Here is a 23,203-nt window from a genome sequence, read left to right as displayed (position 1 = left end):
GAAAAGCACCCCGACGAGGGGAGTGAAATAGAACCTGAAACCGGATGCCTACAAACAGTCGGAGCTCGCAAGAGTGACGGCGTACCTTTTGTATAATGGGTCAACGACTTAGTGTAACTAGCAAGCTTAAGCCGGTAGGTGTAGGCGCAGCGAAAGCGAGTCTGAATAGGGCGATTGAGTTAGTTGCATTAGACCCGAAACCGAGTGATCTAGCCATGAGCAGGCTGAAGGTTGGGTAACACCAACTGGAGGGCCGAACCCATAACTGTTGCAATAGTTCGGGATGACTTGTGGCTAGGGGTGAAAGGCCAATCAAACTCGGAAATAGCTGGTTCTCCGCGAAATCTATTTAGGTAGAGCGTCGACCGAATACCCTCGGGGGTAGAGCACTGGATGGGCTATGGGGACTCACCGTCTTACTGATCCTAACCAAACTCCGAATACCGAGGAGTACTAGTCGGCAGACACACGGCGGGTGCTAACGTCCGTCGTGAAAAGGGCAACAACCCTGACCTCCAGCTAAGGTCCCCAAGTCATGGCTAAGTGGGAAAGGATGTGAGGATCCCAAAACAACCAGGATGTTGGCTTAGAAGCAGCCATCATTTAAAGAAAGCGTAACAGCTCACTGGTCTAAATAAGGGTCTTTGCGCCGAAAATGTAACGGGGCTAAAGCCATGCACCGAAGCTGAGGATTGTAGCAACCTTCGGGTTGCCGCAGTGGTAGCGGAGCGTTCCGTAAGTCTGTGAAGGCGGACCCGTGAGGGCTGCTGGAGATATCGGAAGTGCGAATGTTGACATGAGTAACGATAAAGGGAGTGAGAGACTCCCTCGCCGAAAGACCAAGGGTTCCTGCTTAAAGTTAATCTGAGCAGGGTTAGCCGGCCCCTAAGACGAGGCGGACACGCGTAGTCGATGGGAACCACGTTAATATTCGTGGGCCTGGTGGTAGTGACGGATCTCGTGTGTTGTTCAACCTTATTGGATTGGTTGGGCGGCGAAGAGGTTCCAGGAAATAGCTCCACCGTATAGACCGTACCCGAAACCGACACAGGTGGTCAGGTAGAGTATACCAAGGCGCTTGAGAGAACTATGTTGAAGGAACTCGGCAAATTGCACGCGTAACTTCGGAAGAAGCGTGACCCTTTTGTACGCAAGTATGATGGGGTGGCACAGACCAGGGGGTAGCGACTGTTTATCAAAAACACAGGGCTCTGCGAAGTAGCAATACGACGTATAGGGTCTGACGCCTGCCCGGTGCTGGAAGGTTAAAGGGAGGGGTGCAAGCTCTGAACTGAAGCCCCAGTAAACGGCGGCCGTAACTATAACGGTCCTAAGGTAGCGAAATTCCTTGTCGGGTAAGTTCCGACCTGCACGAATGGCGTAACGACTTCCCCGCTGTCTCCAACATAGACTCAGTGAAATTGAATTCCCCGTGAAGATGCGGGGTTCCTGCGGTCAGACGGAAAGACCCCGTGCACCTTTACTATAGCTTTACACTGGCATTCGCCAAGGCATGTGTAGGATAGGTGGTAGGCTTTGAAGCATGGACGCCAGTCTGTGTGGAGCCATCCTTGAAATACCACCCTTATCTTCGTGGATGTCTAACCGCGGTCCGTTATCCGGATCCGGGACAGTGTATGGTGGGTAGTTTGACTGGGGCGGTCGCCTCCGAAAGAGTAACGGAGGCGCGCGATGGTTAGCTCAGACCGGTCGGAAATCGGTCGTCGAGTGCAATGGCATAAGCTAGCCTGACTGCGAGACTGACAAGTCGAGCAGAGACGAAAGTCGGTCATAGTGATCCGGTGGTCCCGTGTGGAAGGGCCATCGCTCAACGGATAAAAGGTACGCCGGGGATAACAGGCTGATGACCCCCAAGAGTCCATATCGACGGGGTTGTTTGGCACCTCGATGTCGACTCATCGCATCCTGGGGCTGGAGCAGGTCCCAAGGGTATGGCTGTTCGCCATTTAAAGCGGTACGTGAGTTGGGTTCAGAACGTCGTGAGACAGTTCGGTCCCTATCTGCCGTGGGTGTAGGAATATTGACAGGATCTGTCCCTAGTACGAGAGGACCGGGATGGACGTATCTCTGGTGGATCTGTTGTCCTGCCAAGGGCATAGCAGAGTAGCTATATACGGAATGGATAACCGCTGAAGGCATCTAAGCGGGAAACCAACCTGAAAACGAGTGTTCCCTATCAGAGCCGTGGAAGACGACCACGTTGATAGGACGGGTGTGGAAGCACAGCAATGTGTGAAGCTTACCGTTACTAATAGCTCGATCGACTTCTTCGTTCCCATTGTTCATGCTCATCGAAGATGAGCATCATCTGATCTGTCTTCACGCTGACGTGGCCTTCGGCCACTACGCTGCAGACGGCGCGCCGTCAGGGTATTTTGCCAAGGCAAAAACCCGAGGCGACGGACTAGCGTCCTGTATGGGTGCCACGCTCGATCTCGAGCAACGGTGGAATACGGATCGGTCACAGAAAGACGTGTAAATTAAAATGAAGCGCAAGCTTCCCAGCTTCTCGAAAACAACAGTCATGTGAAAACATGAACAATGTTGCGTTTTGCCGACCTGGTGGTTATCGCGGGGCGGCTGCACCCGTTCCCATTCCGAACACGGCCGTGAAACGCCCCAGCGCCAATGGTACTTCGTCTCAAGACGCGGGAGAGTAGGTCGCTGCCAGGTCTGCAAAACGCAACAATCTATCTTCTCAAATCACCAAAATCGGCCAATGCCCAAATCAAAAAGGCCGCTCAAGCGGCCTTTGTGCTATAACAGGCACAAATGATAATGCGTCCCTTACAGGAGATAAATTGCTCCGCAATTTACTCGGAAAGAAATCCGTCGTCGCTAAAGCAACGACGTAGACGCGACATTCGGCTCTGCCGAATGCGCCGGTAACGCGGGGTGGAGCAGCCCGGTAGCTCGTCAGGCTCATAACCTGAAGGCCGCAGGTTCAAATCCTGCCCCCGCAACCAACGATTCCAAATATCTAAACAAGATATGCCGCCCTTCATTGGGGCGTTTCTGTGTTGGGGCGCGAAACGGGGTACTAGGACCACGTTTCGATCGACCATCGGGAGTATAATGTGGCCATTTACTTGGCGCGCGACTCGGCCATACCACCCGTGACCGGGCCGTATGAAACCCTGTAGAAATCGGTAACGACCCATGCGCTCGCGATGCGCTGCCTGCGTCACGCCGCGTCGTCATTACGCTATCTAGATGGGTTCGAGGTCTCCGGCATCATCAAAAGGGCTTCTTTGGGGTAGGGGTTGAACCGCACTTGGTTTGCCGGAGGCTGTTGGGTTTTGGGTATGCGGCCGGCTGTTTCGTCCAGCATGGCGTAGTCGCGTTCTTCAGCCTCAGCTGGTGGTATGTTTCCGGGGGGCTCCAGAAGTTGTCGGTGGTTGAGCCAGACGACCCATTCCAGGACGGCGAACTCAACCGCTTCGAAGCTGCCCATGGTCCACGCCCATGGATCACTTCAGCCTTGTGGAGGCCGTTGATCGTTTCGGCGGGGGCATTGTCATAACTGTTGCCGATACTTTCGACAGAAGGGGCTAGCTTCTGCCAGCTGCTCGGAGTACCGGAAGGACAGATATCGGAAGGAGATCATCGCTTCAATGGGCGGTCGCGCCTCCTCTTACCCGACAGGCGCATGCTTGCATTCGCCTGTCGGGACCATCACGAGATAAGCAGACGCTTTGCCCAAATCTCATTGGCCTGCAGAACCTTGCGGTTATCCCGCTACAGAGCCATCATCTTCTCGGCCGCTTCGCGTTTGCGTGAACCGGCATCCACACATGAACCGCTGCGGCAAAGCCGGCGCGGTTCAAACTCATCGATCGCCACATTTGCGTCGCGGAAATTCGCCTTGCTCAAAGCATATGTCGTCGTAGCACCCTGATGACATCGAAATTGTGTGGGATTCGAAGAATGGTCCTAGGCTGGGCCGGCGATGAAATGCAGCGACACCACTTCATGGGACACGATCCCTTGAGATCAGAGGGAGCGCTAACAACCTGCCTGCACTCGACCCTCGATGCAAGTCTCAGATATCCCTCCAATTGAAACTTCGCCTGTGCTGGAACAGTCTCGGCGGCGCGCCGTTATACTCGCGTGCCGCGAAGGGTGGCATTGGAGTAAGCCGCATATGGGAAGTCGAATTTGTATTATCGGGTCCGGCCCGACGGGGATATTTACCCTTCAGCATTTAATCCGTTCTCCTATTTCACTGGCGATCACAATTTACGAGGCCGAAATGTTGGCTGGGAAGGGAACGCCTTATCTACCTGGCGCCAACGACCCGGTGATGCTCTCAAATATTCCGAGCATCGAAATACCTCCGCTCAGCACGTCTCTGGTGGACTGGCTCTCTAGCCAAGACGACAAATACCTGGATCGCTTCGCGATCGTGCGGGATGCCATCAACGCGCGTGAATTTTATCCGAGGCTCGTTCTGGGGGATTATTTTCACGACCAGTTCAACGCCATCGTCGAAGATGGGGTTAGGAATGGTCACCAGATCGACATTCGCCCCAATCATCGGGTCATCGATATATCCCTCGGCGTCGAGGATATCCGAGTAAGCGTTGCGGGGTCGGAGGCCAAGTTTGACGCCTACTTTGACCATGTCGTCATGGCCACAGGCCATAACTGGCCCGAGAAAACAGAGGTGCAGCCTGGCTACTTTTCGTCGCCATGGCCGGCGGCCGCCCTCAAGAGTTCTTGCCATGGCAGGCTTGGCGTGCTTGGCACGTCGCTCAGCGGTATCGACGCACTTTTAACAGTTGCGGTATCGTGTGGCTCATTTTTCTACGACGAAGCTGGCATCATGCAGTTTCAGGCATCCACCGGCAATGAAAACTTTTCAGCTGTGATGATGTCGCGCAAGGGCCTTCTGCCGGAGGCAGATTTCTACTGCCCGTTACCTTACGAAACGCCGAAGGTTTGCACGCAGGAGGCCGTTGACGCAGAGATTCAAATTGGAACGGTCGGACTTCTCGACCGCGTATTCGACCTGTTCCGGCAAGAGATCGCGACCGCCGATCCTCAATACGCGTCAGAAATTGGCCTCAGCGGCTTGACGGCCGACACCTTTGCCGACGCGTACTATTCACGGCGATCAGGCGTGGACCCCTTTGTCTGGGCCGCAGCGAACCTCGCAGAAGTCGAGCAAAATGAGCAGAGACGACACACGGTGCCGTGGCGTTATGCGATACTGATCACGCATGAAATCGTGGCTCGGGCAGTTCCTCACCTCGACACGGTCGATCTCGCCCGGTTCAACAAGTCGTTCAAGAGCATTTTCATCGATGAATATGCCACCGTCCCGCATCTGTCGATCAAGCGTCTGCTTGCACTTCGCAACGCCGGCAGGCTGAACATCATTCGGCTTGGAGACGATTACGAGATCGACTCCGACGGCCTTGCTCGGGGCGCAAGAGTGAGGGGAAAAGACTTGGAAGAGACATTTGACAGTTTCATAGATGCAACCGGCCAGACGGCGTTGTCGGCTCACGATCTCCCTTTCCCTTCATTGGTGGGAAATGCTGCGATCAAACCGGCAAAAACACCTGAAACGAACACTGGACTCTTCAGCGATACGTTAAGTCTCAACTCCAAAAGGACCGGGGGAATAGAAGTGGATGAATGTTATCGCCCGAAAGACGTCGGCGTTTATTCGAACCGCCTTTACTGCGTCGCCATTCCCTTCCTTCTGCATAAGCACCCCTTTGTTCAAGGCATTACCAGCGCTGCTGACTTAGGCAGAACGGCAGCAGAGGCTATTTTGGATGACATAAACAGCGGAACGGCCGACATGCTGTTAACGGCCTGAAATCGCGGACAAGACAGAGCATGAACCCAAATGTTCCATCAAGACAGTCGATAGGGAAAGTCGCTGAAATCTGGCGTTTCCCCGTAAGTTCGCTGCAGGGAGAGCGCTGCGAGCACGTGGAGATCGGACTGCATGGAATCTATGGAGACCGTCGTTTTGGCCTGTTCGACGCGATGAGCGGCGAGGTTGCTGCGCCGGAACAAGAGGCCAGGTGGAGGCCTGCGCTATTTCTGCGCAGTTCAGTCGATGGACACGGTGTCTGGGTCGAGTTTCCTAGTGGAGAGCGCCTGTACCTAGAAGATCCAAAGTTGCGGCCTGAGCTTGAAGAATATTTCGGATTTGACGTGGGAATCGGATGTTACATGGACGACGATCCACTCGCACCCTCACTTCCGACCATCAAGAACCGATATTCCGTGTCGCCGCTTCACTTGGTTACGTCGTCTTCGCTGGAGGACCTTCAGCAGATGGCACCAGACACCACGGTGGATCGTCTGCGTTTTCGGGCTAATGTCCTGCTCGAGACGGAAGATATGGCGGAATTTCCAGAGCATAGCTGGATAGGTCACATCATCAGCATCGGCGGCCTTAACCTGAAAGTCACCGAGGCGACAAAACGTTGCGGCATGATTTTGGCTGCACAACCTGGGCTCCCGGAGCAGCCGGAGGTTCTTAGAACCATCGTGAGAAAAACTGGCCGTAAATTTGGTATCTATTGTGATCCTCTCAAAACGGGATACGTCGAGACTGGTGCGCTTGCAAAGCTGATGGGCACCGAGATATCGGGCTCAGATTAAGAGCCTTGTAGCATCTAGAGTCACAGTGAACGGTGTAGCGCCAAAAGCAGCCGTCCGGGCATCGCGGCGAAGGTTCGCAGAACCATGGTTTCCAGCTTATAAATAGCTTCCCAGCCCGTCAATTTGCGCGCCGGAAGTTTGGCGCCGCCCGCTCCACTTGCGACGGCGGCGGACGGAGCGAAATTCGATGCGGCAAGGGTAGCCTTAAGACCAGAGTCCAGCACCCCCAACTCCACGGCTTGAAATTTTACAAGCGTCAGGCCGCACGCTTCGGCCGCAGTGAACCCTTAGGGCGTCCTAAAGCAGCGCGCCGCGGATCACCAAACCCACGGCCGCAACGGTTGCGACGCCCGCCGTCCAGAGCCCTACGAACCAAAGCACCATTCTGAAGCCGTCCCTCATCAGTGGTAGCCCTCCTCAGGATCGACCTTTCCGCGGAATACCCAGTAAGCATAGGCCGTGTATGCGAGGATCATCGGCACGAGAACAACTGTTCCGACAAGCAGGAATTTGAGCGAGCTTTCAGGCGCTGCGGCCTCCCTGATCGTGAGGACGCCGGGTACCATGTAGGGGTAGAAGCTGACACCAAGCCCCGCGAAGGTCAGGACGAATATGCCAAGCGCCGAGAGAAATGGCTGCAGATGCCTGCCGTGATTGAGGCCGTGCCAGAGCGCAAGGGCACAGGCAGCTAGGAGCAGCGGTACGAAAGACGAGAAGAAGGCGGTCGGCCAGCCGAACCAGCGCTCGAAGTAGATCTCGTTGATAAACGGCGTCCAAAGCGACACGGCGCCAATCAGCGCCAGAAGCACGAGGCTCAGGGGGCGGGCGAGCTTAGCCGAGCGAATTTGGATGTCGCCGGTAGTCTTGAGGTTGAGCCATGTTACCCCGAGCAACGCGTAGCCCACGAGAACGGCGATGCCTGTCAGGATCGAGAAGGGCGTAAGCCAGTCCCACCAGCCCCCGGCATACTGCCTCCCTTCGACAGCAATACCTTGCACAAGCGCGCCAAGCGAAATTCCCTGCATGATGGCAGCGAGCGAGGAGCCGATCCAGAATCCGAAGTCCCAAAGGTGGGACTCATGGTGCGTGCGCCAGCGGAATTCGAAGGCAACGCCGCGAAAGATCAGGCTCACCAGCATGAGGATAATCGGCATGTATAGCGCCGGCATGATAATCGCATAAGCAAGCGGGAAGACGGCCATGAGCCCGCCGCCTCCGAGCACGAGCCATGTCTCGTTGCCATCCCAGACGGGCGCGATCGAATTGGTCATGACGTCGCGGTCGCGTCGATTTCGGAAGAATGGGAAGACAATGCCGATCCCGAGATCGAAGCCGTCGAGAACCACATAGGCAAGCACCGCAAATGCGATGATACCTGCCCAAATGAAGGAAAGCTCAATGTGCATGTCGGTCTCCAATCCGATGACCCTGTGCAACACCCGGCGTAATGCCCGCCGTTCGGATCGGACCGGCATCCAGCTCCTGATCTGTGTCCAGCGGCGTTGGCGGCCGTCGCATGAGCTTCAGCAGATAATAGACGCCGACACCGAAGACCACGAAGTAGACAGCGATGAAAATGAGCAAGGAGGTCCCAACTGCGGGAGCTGAAATCGGCGACAGGCTTTGCGCGGTGCGCAGCTGGCCATAGACCGTCCAGGGCTGACGGCCGACCTCGGTCGTGTACCATCCTGCAAGCACAGCCACGAAGCCGGATCCTCCCATGGCCACCGCGACGCGGTGCAGCAGGGGCGTGTCGTACAGCTTCCCCTTCCAGCGCGCCCAAAGGGACCAGAGCCCGACGCCGAGCATCAGGAAGCCGAGGCCGACCATGATCCGAAAGGTGATGAAGGGCATAAGCGCCGGCGGACGCTGGTCGCGGGGCCACTCCTTCAGTCCCTTGATCTCGCCGTTCAGCTCATGGGTCAAGATCAGCGAGCCAAGCTTTGGAACCTCGACGGCATAGCGGGTTCTTTCCGCCGCGTCATCGGGAATACCAAACAGAACGAGTGGGGCGCCGTTTTTGTGCGTCTCGTAATGTCCTTCTATCGCAGCGATCTTCGCAGGCTGGTGTTCGAGCGTGTTCAAGCCATGCAAGTCCCCGGCGACGATCTGGATCGGTGTGACGATCGCCGCCATCCACATGGCCATTGAGAACATTATCCGCGCCTGACGGTTCGTCCGGTCCTTCAGCAGGTGCCAGGCGCCGACGGCGCCAACGGCAAAGGCGGTCGTCAGGAATGCCGCCATGACGGTATGGGTCATCCTGTAAGGGAACGAAGGGTTGAAGATGATCTGCCACCAATCTTCCGGCACGAAGACGCCGTTGGCGTCGATGCTGAAGCCGGCCGGCGTGTGCATCCAGCTATTAGCTGCCGTGATCCAGGTCGCAGAAATCAGTGTGCCGATCGCCACCATGGCAACCGCCACCATGTGGGCTCTTTCACCGACCCTCTTTCGGCCGAAGAGTGCGATGCCAAGGAAGCCTGCTTCCAGGAAGAATGCCGTCAGGACCTCGTATCCCATGAGCGGGCCGATGACTGGCCCAGCCTTGTCCGAGAAGGCCGACCAGTTGGTGCCGAACTGATAGCTCATGACGATCCCGGACACGACGCCCATCGCGAAAGTCACCGCAAAAATGGTCTTCCAATATTCAAAGAGGTTGAGATAGGCCTCATCACGCTTCCATAGCCAGAGCGCGTTCAGGACGGCGAGGTAGCTGGCCGTCCCGATCGAAAAAGCGGGGAAAAGAAAGTGAAACGAGACGGTAAACGCGAACTGTAGCCGCGCTAGCATTTCGGCCTCGAGACCAAGGAAGGTCATGACGACTCCATTGTTGAAGACCCTCGAACTTCATTCCGGCATCGAGGTTCCAGCTGAGGTGTCGATTGCTTCTGCAAACGACATGATCCGCCATGCTAAGCGAGCTTGATTTGTGGCCAAGCCTTCCCGATGTCGCGCGTCGAATTGCCACGTCGCAGCTCCATCGAACCCAAAGCCACAGCTCTGTCTCGCCGTTTTGCAGGAGGTGGGATCCGTGGTCAGACGTGGAATGACGCTATCGCAGAACTATTTGTTTCTCGGTAGGCGCCAGTCTGAGCGTATGCAATGGCTCACGGCGCTCGCGTCAGCTCTATGGTCTGAGAAGGCGTGCAATAGTGCCTCTTGCCCGTTCGGCAAAATCAGCTTTTAGCTCAGGATGTCTATCGAGGCGAGCTGGGCAATCCTCGATATCCTCCATTGCGCGTAGTGGCACCGCCGGATCGGTCATGAATCGCGTCCTTGACCCCAGCTTGCTTTTTGATAGCCCTTACTCTTGCTGCCGTCGCGCATTGGAAAGGTCCGCTAGACCTTTAAGGCGCATTGGCCATGATACAGGGAGCCTGGCGTGACGGGCGGCATCCGCATCGCGAACACTGCGCTGGCGGTTCGAGGTTGTGTGGCCATGGTTGATCTTCCATGCCTCGGGGTCATCGTTTGCCAGATCGATCGTTGATTTTGCGGGCTCGGCGATCAGTGCGACGTTGGGGCTGAGCGCGCGTGGAACGAAGGAGAAGGGCAGGCTGTGGATCTCTCGCAAGGGCGCGTTGACGCGGATTAGCTGCGCCAGACACCGCCAGTCGAAGCCCTGGTGTGACGAATGGTGCGGGGGCACTCGATCAAGTCGATATAGGCCTGCCCAAAACGTTTCTTTGAGGTTGCCCGATTGGCGATCGTAGCCCATGAGGGCCGAGCCCCAGTTTTTGATCCATACGGCCGGCCCGACTTCGACCGGCACCGTGACGAGGAAAATGCGGGGACGAACGATTGTGCAGACATGCTCGATGACGCGGACCGTGCGGTTGAGGTGGATGTGCTCAAGCGTTTCGAGAGCGATGACAATGTCGGCCTCGATCGTTTCGTAAAGGCTCTCGTCGGTAGCGTCGCCGACGATGAAGCGGCAGTTTTCGTATTTGCTGTAGCGATTGCGCGCGGCCTGGATAAAGATTGGATCGTAGTCGATACCGACATAATCGATGTTAAATTTTTCCAGAATATGCCCGACCGCAGTTCCAGGACCACAGCCAATATCCAGTATTTTGACCTTGCGGTTGCCGACGTCCTTCTGCACGGATTGCAGAACCTCAAGCAGCTTTCGATAGCGGCCCGCATGCAGAAAGCGCGTCACCCAGTTGAAGTTCTGCACTTTCTCGTAAGTGGTCGCAAACGTACCCATCCAATCCGTCTCCATGAACCGTAGATGATGTCGTCTCGCGATCGCTGCTATTGTAGCGATCGTGCGCGACCCGGCGTTGTATTTCGAAGTCTGGCACGGCCTGCGCGACCTGCAACTCGGCCAAAAGGCTTAGGTCGGAAGAGAGGATAGCCACCCTGCCTCCTCTTAAAGGCAGATGTGGACATGGTGGATCGTGAATCGGGCAGTTCTGACCGGCCGTCCTCTCCCTTTTGGTATGCTGCCGACAAACAGTGCCTCGTTATATTTTTTATGGGGGCGCCATCCGGGGCCGGAACCGCTGGGAGATGTGGTGGATGGTTGACAAGAGAGCCTTGATTATTGGCGTGACGGGGCAGGACGGCGCTTATCTCAGTGAATTGTTGCTCGCCAAGGGATATATCGTGCACGGCCTGAAAAGGCGGTCATCCTCATTCAATACAGGCCGGATCGATCATCTTTATCAAGATCCCTTCGAGGAAAACCTTCGCTTTCGGCTGCACTTCGGTGACCTGACGGATGCCACAAACCTGTGCCGCGTCATTCAGGAGGTCCAGCCCGACGAGATCTACAATCTTGGCGCCCAGAGCCACGTCCAGGTCAGCTTCGAGACGCCGGAATACACGGCAAACGCAGACGCCCTTGGTACGCTCAGGCTGCTGGAAGCCATGCGCATCTTGAACCTTGGCGACCGCTGCCGGTTTTATCAGGCGTCCACATCGGAACTGTTCGGAGGGATGGGCACCGTTGCCCAGCACGAGGGAACGCCGTTCTATCCAAGAAGCCCTTATGCTGCGGCAAAACTCTACGCCTACTGGATGACCGTCAACTACCGGGAAAGTTACGGCTTTCACGCATCCAACGGAATCCTCTTCAACCATGAGAGCCCCATTCGCGGGGAGACTTTCGTCACGCGGAAAATTACCCGCGGTGTCGCGGCTATCGAACGCGGCCTCATGAGCAAGCTGCGCCTTGGCAATCTGGACGCCAAGAGGGACTGGGGGCATGCGCGGGATTATGTCGAAGGCATGTGGCGCATCTTGCAGCAGGAAATGCCGGAGGATTATGTGCTTGCGACCGGCGAGGCGCATACGGTGCGGGAGTTCGTTGAGCTTGCTTTCGGCGTAGTTGGTAAAACCATCGAGTGGCACGGTGATGGCAGCGATGAAGTGGGGTACGATGCCAAAACCGGCGATACGATCATCGAAATCGATCCCAGATATTTTCGCCCGGCGGAAGTGGATTTTCTTCTCGGCGACCCCAGCAAGGCGCGCAGGAAACTCGACTGGAGCCACACGACCTCCTTTTGCGACCTCGTTCAGGAAATGGTCGAAGCGGATCTGCGCCTCGTGATGTTGGAAGAGGGAAGAAATGAATTCGTCGCATGAATCGCAAGGAATGCCCTTCAGCTTGAATGGCAAGCGCGTTTGGGTTGCCGGCCATACGGGAATGGTCGGCTCGGCACTTGTGCGACGGCTGCAGCGCGAGAATTGCGAAATCCTCAAAGTCTCTCGCAAAGAACTTGATCTGACCCGACAGTACGAGACGGAGCAGTGGATGGCCGACGCAAGACCTAAGGTCATTTTTGTCGCTGCCGCCAAGGTCGGAGGTATCGCAGCCAATGCCGCCCATCCGGCAGACTTTCTTTACACCAACACCCTCATATCGATGAATATCATGAAAACGGCTGCCGATCTTGGTGTCGAAAAGCTTCTCTGGATGGGCTCAAGCTGCATCTATCCAAAATTCGCGGTGCAGCCGATCAAGGAAAATGCCCTTCTGACAGGTCCGCTGGAGCCGACCAACGAGGCTTACGCGATTGCGAAGATCGCGGCGCTCAAGCTTTCCCAGTTCTATGCCAGCCAGTACGGCCTGAATTGCGTCTCCGTCATGCCGACCAATATTTATGGGCAGAACGACAATTTCGATCCGCAAAGCTCACACGTCATTCCCGCGATGATCAGGAGAATGCACGAAGCGAAAATCAGCGGTCAGAACAGGATCGTTCTCTGGGGCACGGGTAGTCCTCTGCGTGAATTTCTTCATGTGGACGATCTGGCGGATGCTTGCTGTTTTCTCATGAAATCACCGGCCCGTTTTCCGCTGATCAATATCGGCTCGGGGCGGGAGATATCCATCCGCGATCTCGCGCATCTGATCGCAGATATTGTCGGCTACGACGGGCAGATCGTGTTTGACACCAGCAAACCGGATGGAGCCCCCAGAAAGCTGCTCGACTGCTCGCTGCTCAACGCACTTGGCTGGCACTCGACGGTCGAGCTTAGAGATGGCATCCGGGATTTGTATGAGTGGTGGCGACAACCGAAGTCGCTGCAACCGGACGTGTTGCGACAAGCCATTTAACGTGCCCAAAAGCCGGACGACGATCGTTCCGTGCTCCATAAGCGGTGACCGATCTCCGGTTCCATTGTGACAGGGCTGGTATTCCTGCAAATTTCAATTTGAAGACGTCGACATCACAAGATTTGTGCGTCGCTGGCGACGGTGTGCAAAACGTAAAATAGGCTCGCCCGACCGAACGAGCGAGCCCCTCCCAGTGACCAGTTTTTCCCAGTTACCAGGGACCCGCCAAAGTATCAGGGGGCGACGGGTTACTCCTACAAACCGCTTTTATCGTTTCGGATCAATCTGGCTATAAGCGGTAGGATGAACCCTATCCATCTGATTTTTAGTAACTTTTCGCCTTCTGGTTGCCGGCGGCAGGACAAAGCTTCAGACTTTGGGAGACGTCACCCGGCCGATTGGTTCTCCGTCGTTTAAATTGAGCCAGTCTCGGACGTCGGTCGCTGTGATCCAGATCTGTCCATCGAAAGCGAACATTCCCTTCTCGATCTTGCATGCCGCTATTGTTGCAAAAACGTCGACGAATTGCGCCAGACGTTGCACATCGCACTGCGGGGGAGACTGGATATCATTAAGGGCATCTTGCGTCACATGGATGGGCCGCAGCCCTCTTGCGCCGTTTACAATGATAACGGCACGCCGCCTGACCATATGATAACCAACCGGAACGAGCGCGGATTCCATCTCCGTCTCCCTGCTACTTTGGCCAATCGGTTCCCCGCTCCGAAGGACGTCGCGAGGCTGCCCGGCGACACGCGTGTCTCTAGTTGACGCTTCCTGTGACGATGGGCTCCGAAACCGGGTCTCCGCGTGATACCGACAGGCGGACGCGAACGACGTCTCCCGCCCGGACCTGAGTATGCTCGTCCGCAGCTATTTCGCGATAAGTGCCGGCAATCTGACGCACGATGAAGAAATTGGTCTGGATCATGTCCTCGAGGCTGGAAACCCGCCGCGCAGTCGAGCTGATCTCCGCCATGGATTGAAGGCTGAAGGCCAGTTTCTTTTTCAGGCGCATGATGTCCAGGGAAGTCTCCCGCAATTCGGTCGCGGCGTCATTGTGCCTTTTGCTCTTCAACTCCAGGATACGCCGCTCTACCTCGCCCTTGTTTTGTTGCGCACGCGCCAGGAACGACGTGGATTCCAGCACCTGCTGGTTCATGGACAGCAGTTCGCGTTTGCGCTCTCTCAGGGCGGCTTCGGAGGCTGCGCCGCGCGTGACAAGTTCCTTCGAGGCGTTGACGTCCATGTCAAGCAGTTCAAGTTGCTGGCTGCGCATGACGTTGCTTTTCTGAAGCGTGTCGATTTCCTGAATGAAGTTCTGTCGCTGGACCTCGAGGTTGGTCCTTTCGTCCTGCTGCGCCGAGAGGCGAAGGCGGAAGAGGCTTTTTTCAGAGTCCACGATCTTCTCCAATGCGGCGCGATCCCGAACAAGCCCGATTTCATCGCCCTTATATTCGAATTCCGTGTCGTTAAGCTCCGCTTCCAGCCGAACGCGCCGGATATCCTGCGACAGTAATTGCATCGACATGTCTTCATATTCCTGCTGGGCGGCAATCAACTGTATGCCCGAAGTATCCCTCTGTGCGTTCGACTCGCGCAATCCCCCGCCCAACGCGAAGAGTTCAAGCACGATCATGCCGGGACGGTATTCATATTTTCCCGGTTTCTGGACGTCGCCAACAACGAAGATCGGAGCATATTCCTTGACCGCAACGGCAACGGAGCGGTTTGCCACATGGCTTGCCAGCTCGCGGCTGATCCGCACCCCGATCTCGTTCACCGTCTGGTCGACAACGTTGACGTTGCCAAGAAGCGGGTAACCGATCGTTCCATCCGCACTGACAGGGAAGAGGCCGGTCAGACCGTCGTCACCATAGACTGAGATCGTCAAGACGTCGCCGGCAGCGACCTTGTAGTCCGTTCCCTCTGCAGCGGCCGGCAACTTGCAAACGGCGAGAGACAGAAAAGTGGTGCAGGCGATCAGCAGTGAAAAGGCTTTGGACTTTTTCGCGGCGCGCATGTTTCACCTCTCGTTATGAACGACAGCTGGCGGCCGCAGGCTGGTCGGCCGTTTCCGCAGCTTGAAATGACTATTCCAGTCTCGGAAAAACCTTGGCCAGACCGCGGCGTGGCGCTGTCGCGGGCGTCGTATTGCGTTGAGGATGACACCCGCGACCGGTCGGCCCGCGACCCGTAGCCTGATGACCGCGTTTTTCATTCCCGTGCCATCGGTGACGTCCTGCCGGACCACAAAGGAAACCGTGTCGGACAGAGTGGCGATCCGCAACAGGTCGAGGTCATGGGCCGCGGATGGGGCCTCGATTAAGATCAGTTCGTATCTCTGCCGCGCCTCCGCAATCAGGCTGGCGAAGCGCTTGCTTCCAAGAACAAGATTTGGCGGCAGATCGTTTTTCTCGGCGACGATGATGTCGACCCCCGAGGCCTGATCGCGTTGTACGATGCTATCGAGGGACACCTCACGGCTTACCGCATGGGCGACATGCGAGGCCGATCCCACGTCGAACTCGCTTCCAAGAGCGGGGTTTCGCAGATTGGCATCGATCAGCAAAAGCTTCACGCCGCTCATCGCAAGAGATCGGGCAAGGTTGGCGATCACGAAGGTCTTGCCTTCCCCATCGGCCGAAGACGTGAAGGCGATCACTTTTGCCTTGCTCTCTGCCAATTGCAGGTGGGTCTGAAGATCCGCGAAAGCGCTGTAGAAGTCCGCCGCGGCGTTACTGAATGTCCCAGACTTGTTCTGGAACTCTCCGAAGGAAAAGCGTGGGATGCGCCCGATAACGTTCAGTCCGGTTTTTTGTTGAAGCGACGCGACGGAGCCGAAAGACCGGTCTGTGAAGTTCAAGGTAAAAGCTGCTGCCAACCCGCTGCCGCAGCCGAGAAGGAGTGCAACCAAACCCCACAGGCGCTTGTCAGGACTGGTCGGTTTTCGGGACGGCATGGCGCTCGATATGATCCGCGCCTCGGCGGTTGCGATGCCGTCCTGTTCGATGGTCTGCTTGTAGCGCGCCAGATATGTCTCGTAGATCGAGCGGTTCGCTGCTGCCTCCCGATCGAGTTGTCCGGATTGAACCATTGCCATATCTGTCGTGGAAATCGCGCGTTGCACATCGATGAGGCTCGCCTCGACCTCCTGCCGCTGTTTTTCACTGACCTCGATCTCGTTGCGCAAGGCAGCAATGATCTGCGCGATCTCCGAATCGATCTGCTTGTTGAGTGAACTGAGCTGGGAGGATAATTGCGGTCGCTCCGGGCTCATGGTTGCACCGCTTTCATCGATCTGCGCAATGGCTCTGATGACCTTTGCCTGCTCGCCCCTTAGCTGCTGGATCGATGGCGACGAAAGAACTTCGGTTATCCCAAGGCCATTGCCGCTTTTCTGAAGTTCGAGCGCTGTGGCCAGGCGTGCCCTTGACCCCGCCAGCTTGGCCTGTAGCGTCGTCAACTCGACGTTCAGGCTTGAAAGACGCTGTGCCTGCAGGGGAAGACCGCCTGTGTCTATCAATCCGGATTTTTCGCGAAATTGCGACGCCTGCCGTTCGGACTCTTCCAGTTCTGTTCGCAGACTCACCAGCCGCTCCCCAAGCCACGCGCTGACGCGCCGTGTTGCCGTCGTCTGGAGGTCGATCTGATAGTCGATATAGGCTGCCCCGAAAGCATTGGCGACTTTCGCGGCAAGCGCCGGATCGTTGGCATAATAGGATATGTAAATCGTATAAGACCGGCCATCATTCATCACGCGAACGTTGGTCATGAGGGTATCGATCATTTTCGATGTCTCGGCGTCGTTGCCAAGCATGATCGCGTCCGTGTCCGTCCGGGCTTGGTTGGGCTGACGCCCTTCCAGCAGCCTATCTTTTTGCAGGATGACAAGAACCCGTTCGGCCATGGACCTCGACCCGATGATATCAAGTTCGGTTCGAAGCACCGGGCTTTCCTGAGGCAGCGGAGAGACGACGGATTCGGTGGGAAGCGCCTGAAGCTTGCGGACGTCAAGGGCAAGGGTCGCCTCGGCCTTGTAACGGATCGGGGTTCGCGCATAGCCGATTGCCGCGATTGCGAAACTGGCGAGAAAGCAGATGAAGACGGCCCTGCGCCGCTCCCGCAGGATGGATAGGAAGCGGGAAATACCTTCCTGCTCCCCCGGAGATGATGACGACTGGATCATAACGGTTCCTGCTGTAAGTGCAGCGTTCGGTAGCGGTCGGCAGATGGCGTCCGATTAACGGTCGTACGCCATGTCGCCGATCTTGCACGCGACTTCCGTGCGGTTTGTTGCTCCAAGCTTCTTCATGATATTGCGGATATGCACCTTGATGGTGCTTTCACAAAGGTTCAGCTCCAGAGCGATATCCTTGTTCGCCTTTCCGCACCGCAGGGCCTCCGCAATCGCGGATTGACGGCTCGTAAATTTCGCCGGTGGCAGGGATGCGTGCGCCCTCAGGCCGAACAGGCTTTTCATGTTCATGACGCTGCTTGCCGGTATGAAGCGGCCTCCCGCGATTGCAAGACTGATCGCCTGGACGCAAACCTCGATACTGACGGAATTTGATATGTAACCGCGCACGCCAAGAGCGATCGTATCCAGAATGGTATTGATGTCCTGATCGTCGGAGAGCACGACGACGGCGGCCGGCGACACGGCAGCAACGATCTCCGCAAGCTCGCGATTTGTCTCTGCCGGCGGACGGGGCAAAACACTCACCAGAACTGCCGCAGGCATGCCGATTTCCGTGCGTGCCTGTTCCCACTCTTCCAGATCTGAGAAGGTCAGGATGCGCCTGTCTGCATATTGATAGTTGAGACTATGGGCGAGGCATTCCCGCTCCAGCATGCGACGATCAAAGATCCCGATATAGGCAGCCGCATGTGCGGCGGCCTGCGGATGCGGTGCCTCTTGCGGCGGGTAGTCGGAAATACGGTTATGGATCATGACGAAAATGCCCCCTGTATTGTTCTTGGTTTCTTTTGATTTTCGTAAACATTGATGTCGTACCGTGCGCAGGCTTTCGCCTGTTTCAGGCGAGCGTCAGTTTCCTGACGGTAAAGGCCTCCGCAAAACGTGTTGGCGCACGGCATTCCATTCCCCGCAGCCGCGCCAGGCCGCGAAATGTATCCGCATCGAACCAGTCCTTGGATCTCTGTGTTCCAAAGTGCTCCAGGAGAAGCTCGACCTTCATATTCATCGCGTCTTCGCTCAATGGCACGTAAGCGTTTCGTCTGCCGAAATCGCCGTCCCATTTCGGGATTTCGTATTCCATGATCAGGTGATTTCTGAAGATGTTGGATGTGATCCTGTTGATCTCGCGGTGATCCTGGTGCGCGTCCTCGCGGCTATGCGTGAATATGACGTCGGGACTGACTTTGTCGCGCAATGTCAGAAGCCATGACTTGATCTCACGGCTCTGCGAGGGGAAGTAGCTGTCCTGAAACGATGCAAGTTCAATTGAATAGGATGCTGCTTTTGCCAGAAAAGCTTCCGCAGAACTGCGTGCCTCCAGGGCGCGCTCGTAGCCGGCGCTGAGCACGCACCAATGGACATCAAGCAACACACCCTTCGAAAGCAGACTTAGGACCGTGCCTCCGACGCCGATCTCAATGTCGTCGGAGTGAGCTCCAAGACATAGAATCGACAGGCGATCACCGGCGGAGGCGAGGGATATGTTTTTCATGGCAGTTGCTTCGTGTTTGGCGATTTGCGTGCCATTGACGCACCGTCGCCGATCCATGGCATGTCGCCGCGTTCCACCATCGCCTCCAACGTCTGCCAGTCGCGCAGCGTATCCATAGATCGCCAGAAGCCCTCATGTTTGTAGGCCATCAATTTGTCTTCAGAAATCAGCCTGGAAAACGGTTCCAGCACGAGTTCTTCGCCCTCGCGCATGTAGTCGAAAATTTCCGGACGCATCAGGAAGTAGCCGCCGTTGATCCACATCTCGGATGTTTCCGACGACCGAAATTCCCGCACCCTTCCGCTCTCGTCGATCTCCGCCAGATGGTAGGTGAGAGGCGGCCTAACAGCCAAGAAGCAGGCGAGCTTGTCGCTCTTTTCGAATTGGGCAATCATGTCGTCGAGATCGACGTCGGTCAGGCCGTCGCTGTAATTGGCGAGAAACATCTTCTCGCCTTTGAGATGACGACGTACGGCCCAGAGACGTTCGCCAATATTGCGCCATATGCCCGTATCGATCAGCGATACGCGCCAATCTCTCGGCAGCTCTTCGAGCAATTCCACGCGTCCGGGACTTGATATGACGCAATCGGCATAACTTTCCGGCCGGCTGTTCAGGAAGAATTCTTTTATGACATGCGCCTTGTAGCCGAGGCAGAGGATGAAGTCTTCGTGCCCGAAACGGGCGTAATATTGCATGACGTGTCGCATGATCGGCTGAGAGCCGAGCGGGATCAGTGGTTTAGGGACGCTTTCAGAATATTCCCTGATGCGGGTACCCCTGCCACCGCAGAACAAGACGACCTTCATTGTGCCAACTCCTTCGGATCAATGATGGATATGTCTGGAATTGGAACGATGAATTTCCCGCCCCAGTCTTTGATGTCGTGCATTTGTGCAACGATCTCATTCTTCAGGTTCCAGGGAAGAATGAGGACGTAATCCGGCTTCATGCGCTCGATTTCGCTGACAGGCCGGATTGGGATATGCATTCCCGGCGTGAGGCGTCCATGTTTGTAGGGATTGCGATCAACCGCAAAATCGATGAAATCGGTGCCGATGCCGCAATAATTCAGCAGCGTATTGCCCTTTCCCGGCGCGCCATAGGCGCAGATGGATTTGCGCATCTCCTTGAGACGGATGAGGAAAGACAGGAGGTTTCGCTTGGTCTGACGCACGGCTTCGGCGAAGGCCGTATAGGTCTCTATTCTGTCGAGCCCGGCATTCAATTCCCGCTCCAGGAGCCTATCGACGCGGGCTTCACGGTGAAACCTGCTGTCCTCGTGCGAGAAAAAGACCCGCAGCGAACCGCCATGTGTTGGGATTTCTTCGACATCGAAGACCTTCAGTCCATGACGGCGGGCCATTTTTTCTATCGTCAGCAGTGAAAAGTAGGAAAAGTGCTCGTGATAGATGGTGTCGAACTGGTTTTCCGCGATAAGCTTTTCGATATGGGGGAATTCGAGGGTGATCACGCCTTCAGGCTTGAGCAGGACTTTCATGCCGGCAACGAAATCGTTGATGTCAGGCACCTGGGCAAGAACATTGTTGCCGATGATGAGATCCGCTTTTTGTCCCCTGGCCGCCATATCGGTTGCCAGTGCCTCGTTGAAAAATTCCGTCAGTGTCGGAATGCCTTTCCCGATTGCCACCTTCGCGACGTTCACGGCCGGTTCAATTCCGAGCATCGGGATGTTGCTGGTCAGGAAATGTTGCAGCAGGTAACCATCGTTGCTGGCAAGCTCGACAACGAAACTTGATTGGTCCAGCGCGAAGCGCTCGATGACCATATCGCAGTACCGCTTCGCGTGAGCGACCCAACTGTCCGAGAACGAAGAGAAATACGCGTACTCCGTGAAAATACTCTCCGGCGCTACATATTCCTGAAGCTGGACGAGGAAGCATTCGTCGCACACGAATGCATGGAGCGGATAAAACGGCTCGACGTCATTGGCGGCATCAGCTGCGACGAAGCTTTCGCAGGGCGGAGACATTCCAAGATCGACGAAGGTATGCACCAATGGCGCGCTACAAAGGCGGCAAAGCCCGACGTGATGCGTCGAGCTCAGTCTTGCGGAAAAAACTGCCTCATTATTCATCTGACGTCCCCTGATTCCATCGCAGTGTTTTCGAGCGAATTTCAGAAATTCTTTTATTAGCTGGAAAAAATACTATGGATCAGGGTGGGTGACGATACTGCATTCGGCTCGAAAACGTCATCCATAAGCCGTAGATTTACGTTGTAATCCTCTGGAATGTGCCTCCGGCGCCGGGTTTCCGCAACCGAAAGGGTGACTTAATTGCCCGCCGGCCTTCAGGGTATGGTGATACCTGTGGATGTATTCCGTAGCCCGCTGAAATGGCGGCAAACTCTTCTTGAATACGGGGTCGCATCAGGAGCGCCGAATGCTGTTTGAGAAGACGAAAATCGAGGGGCTTTGGGTCGTCAAAACGGTGCCTGTGCATGACAGCCGAGGCTCTTTTGCGAGGACGTTCTGCAAACGCGAATTTGAGAGTAACGCGCTGGTATCGGACTTCAGTCAGCACAGCCTTTCCATATCAAAGCTCAAACACACCATTCGAGGGTTGCATTTCCAGCGACCGCCGCATCAGGAGACTAAGCTGGTTTCCTGCGTCAAAGGTGCGATATGGGATGTTGCTGTCGATCTGCGTCGCGGCTCACCCACCTATCTGCAATGGGTTGGCACGGTCCTGTCGGCCGAAAACGGCGTGCAGTTCTACATTCCCGAGGGTTTTGCCCATGGTTTCCAGTCGCTCAGCGACGATGTTGCCGTGTCTTATCTGATTTCGGTGCCCTATGCCCAAGCAAGTGCAGCGGGGATACGCCATGACGAACCCGCGATCGGTGTTGAATGGCCTGCGCCTCCCTCTGTCATCTCGGAAAAGGACCTCGGTTGGGCGGCCTGGCAATGAAGGTCTACCGCGACAGGAAACCCAGATTCGATACAAGGCCCGCCTCAAGCAGCCTGCCGGCCGCACTCGCAATATCGACGAAGGGGATTTTGGACCTTTCCGCGATATCGAGCAGCGAGTTATCTCCATCGGCGTAGTTTAGTATCCAGAGATAGGCCATGGTGCGGTCGTCGTTCGTCTTGTGGCCGCCAATCGCAGGGAAAAGCCCGTATTTTCCGAGCTGTGGCTCACCTTTCGGCCGTAGGTTCAACGGCGTCCAATTGCCTTCGAGAGCCTCGATCATGTCCATGGTCATCCAAAAGGATGAGTTAAGGTGTTCGGGCCTGATGAAGTCGAGATTGTCGGCCGAGGTGTGATATTCGGAAAAGGTCCCGAAAGAGCTTCTCTGCAGCAGTCCGACCGGCAGATTGAAGCCCGGCGAACAGAATTGACGCTCGTCATAGCCATAGGGAATGAAGTCGGCGATTGCCAGAGGTTTGCGATCCTCGCCGCAGCGGGTGCAGGCGGCGATCCGGTCGATCACTGCGTCTCCCCGGCGGCTACGCTTGTAGTTCGGCCCGCCGCCGTCGCCAATGCAGGAAACCACAAGACCATGCGCAATGTTCGATATCCCGTCTTCGTTCCGTGCAAGCCATGACAGGGAGCCGATGGTTCCGGGCGCAAAGACGAACCTGTAGCTGTAATATGTGTTTCTGCCTTTTAGGCCGGCAGCAAGACATGTGAGCAGTGCGAGGCCGGAACAATTGTCGTTTGCGAGCGATGGATGACAGATATGCGCGAAGAGAAGCACTTCCTTGGTGCTTTGTCCGACATGCCGATATTCGCCGTAATACAGATTGCCTGACGTCTTTTCGGTGTCGATGACGACTTCATAGTCGCCTACCTCGAGCTTGAGGAAGTCATTATGCGACATGCAAAAGCCCCAGGCATCCGTGTAATATGCTGTTTTGTAGGGAATGAGGTCGGGCTTTTCCGGAAGGGTATAAATATGTGCTCGCAGTTCGGCGAGCGGCATCACGCGGCGTTGAGGGATACTGTAGTTCATGAGATGCAGGTTCGACATTTGGAAATCGATCACCTTGCGTCCCGTCGCGTTTTTCACATAGGCGTCCCGGACGACCCACTCCGGCGGCACCGTCCAGTCGAAAACCCGCGTCCCGCTCGGAACAGCGTGCTGCTCGATATCGATATAGTCTTTAAGGATATCGATCGTCTCGCAAACACCTTTGCCCGTGATGCTGCGACAGATCGGAAAGAGGCGGGAGGCGAGATCGTGAATAGTCTGGCCAATACTTGTTTCCCGGATTGCATCGGCTGTCAGTTCGGCACCAGGCTCCATCCTGCCCATCGCCTCC

At 56.0% G+C, this 23,203-nt stretch carries 16 protein-coding genes, 1 tRNA gene, 2 rRNA genes and 1 pseudogene (1 of these 20 cut by a window edge); 8 read left to right on the top strand and 12 right to left on the bottom strand.

Annotation, left to right across the window (positions count from 1 at the left end; translation table 11 throughout):
- From AT6N2_RS16075 to AT6N2_RS16065, 3 genes are all read left to right on the top strand, one after another.
- A 23S ribosomal RNA gene (locus tag AT6N2_RS16075) occupies positions 1–2,294 on the top strand; it begins 512 nt to the left of the window's first position.
- Between the two features lie 285 nt (positions 2,295–2,579).
- A 5S ribosomal RNA gene (gene rrf, locus AT6N2_RS16070) occupies positions 2,580–2,694 on the top strand.
- Between the two features lie 216 nt (positions 2,695–2,910).
- Positions 2,911–2,987 (top strand) — tRNA-Met (locus AT6N2_RS16065).
- A gap of 239 nt (positions 2,988–3,226) precedes the next feature.
- Here the strand turns inward: AT6N2_RS16065 and AT6N2_RS16060 are convergent.
- Positions 3,227–3,616, bottom strand: a pseudogene (locus tag AT6N2_RS16060) (hypothetical protein); the annotation flags it as partial.
- Between the two features lie 549 nt (positions 3,617–4,165).
- Here AT6N2_RS16060 and AT6N2_RS16055 point away from each other — a divergent pair.
- Together AT6N2_RS16055 and AT6N2_RS16050 are read left to right on the top strand one after the other, a co-directional pair.
- A complete protein-coding gene (locus AT6N2_RS16055; protein ID WP_209090185.1) occupies positions 4,166–5,851 on the top strand; it encodes an FAD/NAD(P)-binding protein in 1,686 nt (561 codons plus the stop codon).
- Between the two features lie 20 nt (positions 5,852–5,871).
- Positions 5,872–6,648, top strand: a complete 777-nt coding sequence (locus AT6N2_RS16050) for an MOSC domain-containing protein (RefSeq protein ID WP_209090184.1) — start codon at positions 5,872–5,874, stop codon at positions 6,646–6,648.
- A 401-nt stretch (positions 6,649–7,049) separates the two neighbouring features.
- Here the strand turns inward: AT6N2_RS16050 and cydB are convergent, their stop codons facing one another.
- The 3 genes from cydB to AT6N2_RS16035 form a co-directional block, all read right to left on the bottom strand.
- Positions 7,050–8,054 (bottom strand): cytochrome d ubiquinol oxidase subunit II, encoded by a 1,005-nt coding sequence (gene cydB, locus AT6N2_RS16045; protein ID WP_209090183.1) that lies wholly within the window; start codon positions 8,052–8,054, stop codon positions 7,050–7,052.
- Positions 8,044–9,468 (bottom strand): cytochrome ubiquinol oxidase subunit I, encoded by a 1,425-nt coding sequence (locus AT6N2_RS16040; protein WP_209090181.1) that lies wholly within the window; start codon positions 9,466–9,468, stop codon positions 8,044–8,046. The genes cydB and AT6N2_RS16040 overlap by 11 nt, the downstream gene beginning before the upstream one ends.
- A gap of 487 nt (positions 9,469–9,955) precedes the next feature.
- On the bottom strand, positions 9,956–10,861 hold the full coding sequence (locus AT6N2_RS16035) for a class I SAM-dependent methyltransferase (RefSeq protein ID WP_209090179.1): 906 nt from the start codon (positions 10,859–10,861) through the stop codon (positions 9,956–9,958).
- A 314-nt stretch (positions 10,862–11,175) separates the two neighbouring features.
- On the opposite strand from AT6N2_RS16035, the gene gmd reads away from it, so the two are divergent.
- Positions 11,176–12,246 (top strand): GDP-mannose 4,6-dehydratase, encoded by a 1,071-nt coding sequence (gene gmd, locus AT6N2_RS16030; protein WP_209090177.1) that lies wholly within the window; start codon positions 11,176–11,178, stop codon positions 12,244–12,246.
- Positions 12,230–13,222: a GDP-L-fucose synthase family protein gene (locus tag AT6N2_RS16025; RefSeq protein ID WP_209090176.1), complete on the top strand. Its 993-nt coding sequence runs from the start codon at positions 12,230–12,232 to the stop codon at positions 13,220–13,222. Before gmd ends, AT6N2_RS16025 begins: the two co-directional genes overlap by 17 nt.
- Before the next feature lie 369 nt (positions 13,223–13,591).
- Here AT6N2_RS16025 and AT6N2_RS16020 read toward each other — a convergent pair whose 3' ends face one another.
- The 7 genes from AT6N2_RS16020 to AT6N2_RS15990 all read right to left on the bottom strand — a co-directional run bounded on the left by AT6N2_RS16020 (position 13,592) and on the right by AT6N2_RS15990 (position 21,013).
- Positions 13,592–13,906: a hypothetical protein gene (locus tag AT6N2_RS16020; RefSeq protein ID WP_063950134.1), complete on the bottom strand. Its 315-nt coding sequence runs from the start codon at positions 13,904–13,906 to the stop codon at positions 13,592–13,594.
- A 79-nt stretch (positions 13,907–13,985) separates the two neighbouring features.
- Positions 13,986–15,245, bottom strand: coding sequence for a polysaccharide biosynthesis/export family protein (locus AT6N2_RS16015; protein ID WP_209090175.1), 1,260 nt, complete (start codon positions 15,243–15,245; stop codon positions 13,986–13,988).
- Between the two features lie 3 nt (positions 15,246–15,248).
- Positions 15,249–17,411: a GumC family protein gene (locus tag AT6N2_RS16010; RefSeq protein WP_209090174.1), complete on the bottom strand. Its 2,163-nt coding sequence runs from the start codon at positions 17,409–17,411 to the stop codon at positions 15,249–15,251.
- A 54-nt stretch (positions 17,412–17,465) separates the two neighbouring features.
- The gene (locus tag AT6N2_RS16005; RefSeq protein WP_063950131.1) at positions 17,466–18,176 is read right to left on the bottom strand and encodes a response regulator transcription factor; all 711 of its coding nucleotides are present in this window, start codon (positions 18,174–18,176) and stop codon (positions 17,466–17,468) included.
- 85 nt (positions 18,177–18,261) lie between these two features.
- A complete protein-coding gene (locus tag AT6N2_RS16000) occupies positions 18,262–18,915 on the bottom strand; it encodes a PIG-L deacetylase family protein (protein WP_209090173.1) in 654 nt (217 codons plus the stop codon).
- The gene (locus AT6N2_RS15995; protein ID WP_063950129.1) at positions 18,912–19,724 is read right to left on the bottom strand and encodes a glucose-1-phosphate cytidylyltransferase; all 813 of its coding nucleotides are present in this window, start codon (positions 19,722–19,724) and stop codon (positions 18,912–18,914) included. The genes AT6N2_RS16000 and AT6N2_RS15995 overlap by 4 nt, the downstream gene beginning before the upstream one ends.
- On the bottom strand, positions 19,721–21,013 hold the full coding sequence (locus AT6N2_RS15990; protein WP_209090172.1) for a class I SAM-dependent methyltransferase: 1,293 nt from the start codon (positions 21,011–21,013) through the stop codon (positions 19,721–19,723). Before AT6N2_RS15990 ends, AT6N2_RS15995 begins: the two co-directional genes overlap by 4 nt.
- Positions 21,014–21,320: 307 nt before the next feature.
- On the opposite strand from AT6N2_RS15990, the gene rfbC reads away from it, so the two are divergent.
- Entirely contained in the window at positions 21,321–21,848 is a 528-nt protein-coding gene (rfbC, locus tag AT6N2_RS15985) for a dTDP-4-dehydrorhamnose 3,5-epimerase (protein ID WP_209090171.1), read from the top strand.
- A gap of 4 nt (positions 21,849–21,852) precedes the next feature.
- Here rfbC and AT6N2_RS15980 read toward each other — a convergent pair whose 3' ends face one another.
- Positions 21,853–23,196: a DUF4910 domain-containing protein gene (locus AT6N2_RS15980; protein WP_209090169.1), complete on the bottom strand. Its 1,344-nt coding sequence runs from the start codon at positions 23,194–23,196 to the stop codon at positions 21,853–21,855.
- Between the last annotated feature and the right edge of the window lie 7 nt (positions 23,197–23,203).

It is taken from the genome of Agrobacterium tumefaciens (assembly GCF_017726655.1).
GTDB lineage: Bacteria > Pseudomonadota > Alphaproteobacteria > Rhizobiales > Rhizobiaceae > Agrobacterium > Agrobacterium tumefaciens_B.
This window is presented reverse-complemented; position numbering and strand designations above follow the sequence as displayed.

What these genes read in the sequence shown, in the direction of transcription:
- AT6N2_RS16055 (WP_209090185.1), top strand. Translation starts at nt 4,166, where the DNA reads ATGGGAAGTCGAATTTGTATTATCGGGTCCGGCCCGACGGGGATATTT.
- AT6N2_RS16040 (WP_209090181.1), bottom strand. Translation starts at nt 9,468, where the DNA reads ATGACCTTCCTTGGTCTCGAGGCCGAAATGCTAGCGCGGCTACAGTTC.
- AT6N2_RS16010 (WP_209090174.1), bottom strand. Translation starts at nt 17,411, where the DNA reads ATGATCCAGTCGTCATCATCTCCGGGGGAGCAGGAAGGTATTTCCCGC.
- AT6N2_RS16025 (WP_209090176.1), top strand. Translation starts at nt 12,230, where the DNA reads ATGAATTCGTCGCATGAATCGCAAGGAATGCCCTTCAGCTTGAATGGC.
- AT6N2_RS16005 (WP_063950131.1), bottom strand. Translation starts at nt 18,176, where the DNA reads ATGATCCATAACCGTATTTCCGACTACCCGCCGCAAGAGGCACCGCAT.
- AT6N2_RS15990 (WP_209090172.1), bottom strand. Translation starts at nt 21,013, where the DNA reads ATGAATAATGAGGCAGTTTTTTCCGCAAGACTGAGCTCGACGCATCAC.
- AT6N2_RS16050 (WP_209090184.1), top strand. Translation starts at nt 5,872, where the DNA reads ATGAACCCAAATGTTCCATCAAGACAGTCGATAGGGAAAGTCGCTGAA.
- AT6N2_RS15980 (WP_209090169.1), bottom strand. Translation starts at nt 23,196, where the DNA reads ATGGGCAGGATGGAGCCTGGTGCCGAACTGACAGCCGATGCAATCCGG.
- cydB (WP_209090183.1), bottom strand. Translation starts at nt 8,054, where the DNA reads ATGCACATTGAGCTTTCCTTCATTTGGGCAGGTATCATCGCATTTGCG.
- AT6N2_RS15995 (WP_063950129.1), bottom strand. Translation starts at nt 19,724, where the DNA reads ATGAAGGTCGTCTTGTTCTGCGGTGGCAGGGGTACCCGCATCAGGGAA.
- rfbC (WP_209090171.1), top strand. Translation starts at nt 21,321, where the DNA reads ATGCTGTTTGAGAAGACGAAAATCGAGGGGCTTTGGGTCGTCAAAACG.
- AT6N2_RS16035 (WP_209090179.1), bottom strand. Translation starts at nt 10,861, where the DNA reads ATGGGTACGTTTGCGACCACTTACGAGAAAGTGCAGAACTTCAACTGG.
- AT6N2_RS16020 (WP_063950134.1), bottom strand. Translation starts at nt 13,906, where the DNA reads ATGGAATCCGCGCTCGTTCCGGTTGGTTATCATATGGTCAGGCGGCGT.
- AT6N2_RS16015 (WP_209090175.1), bottom strand. Translation starts at nt 15,245, where the DNA reads ATGCGCGCCGCGAAAAAGTCCAAAGCCTTTTCACTGCTGATCGCCTGC.
- AT6N2_RS16000 (WP_209090173.1), bottom strand. Translation starts at nt 18,915, where the DNA reads ATGAAAAACATATCCCTCGCCTCCGCCGGTGATCGCCTGTCGATTCTA.
- gmd (WP_209090177.1), top strand. Translation starts at nt 11,176, where the DNA reads ATGGTTGACAAGAGAGCCTTGATTATTGGCGTGACGGGGCAGGACGGC.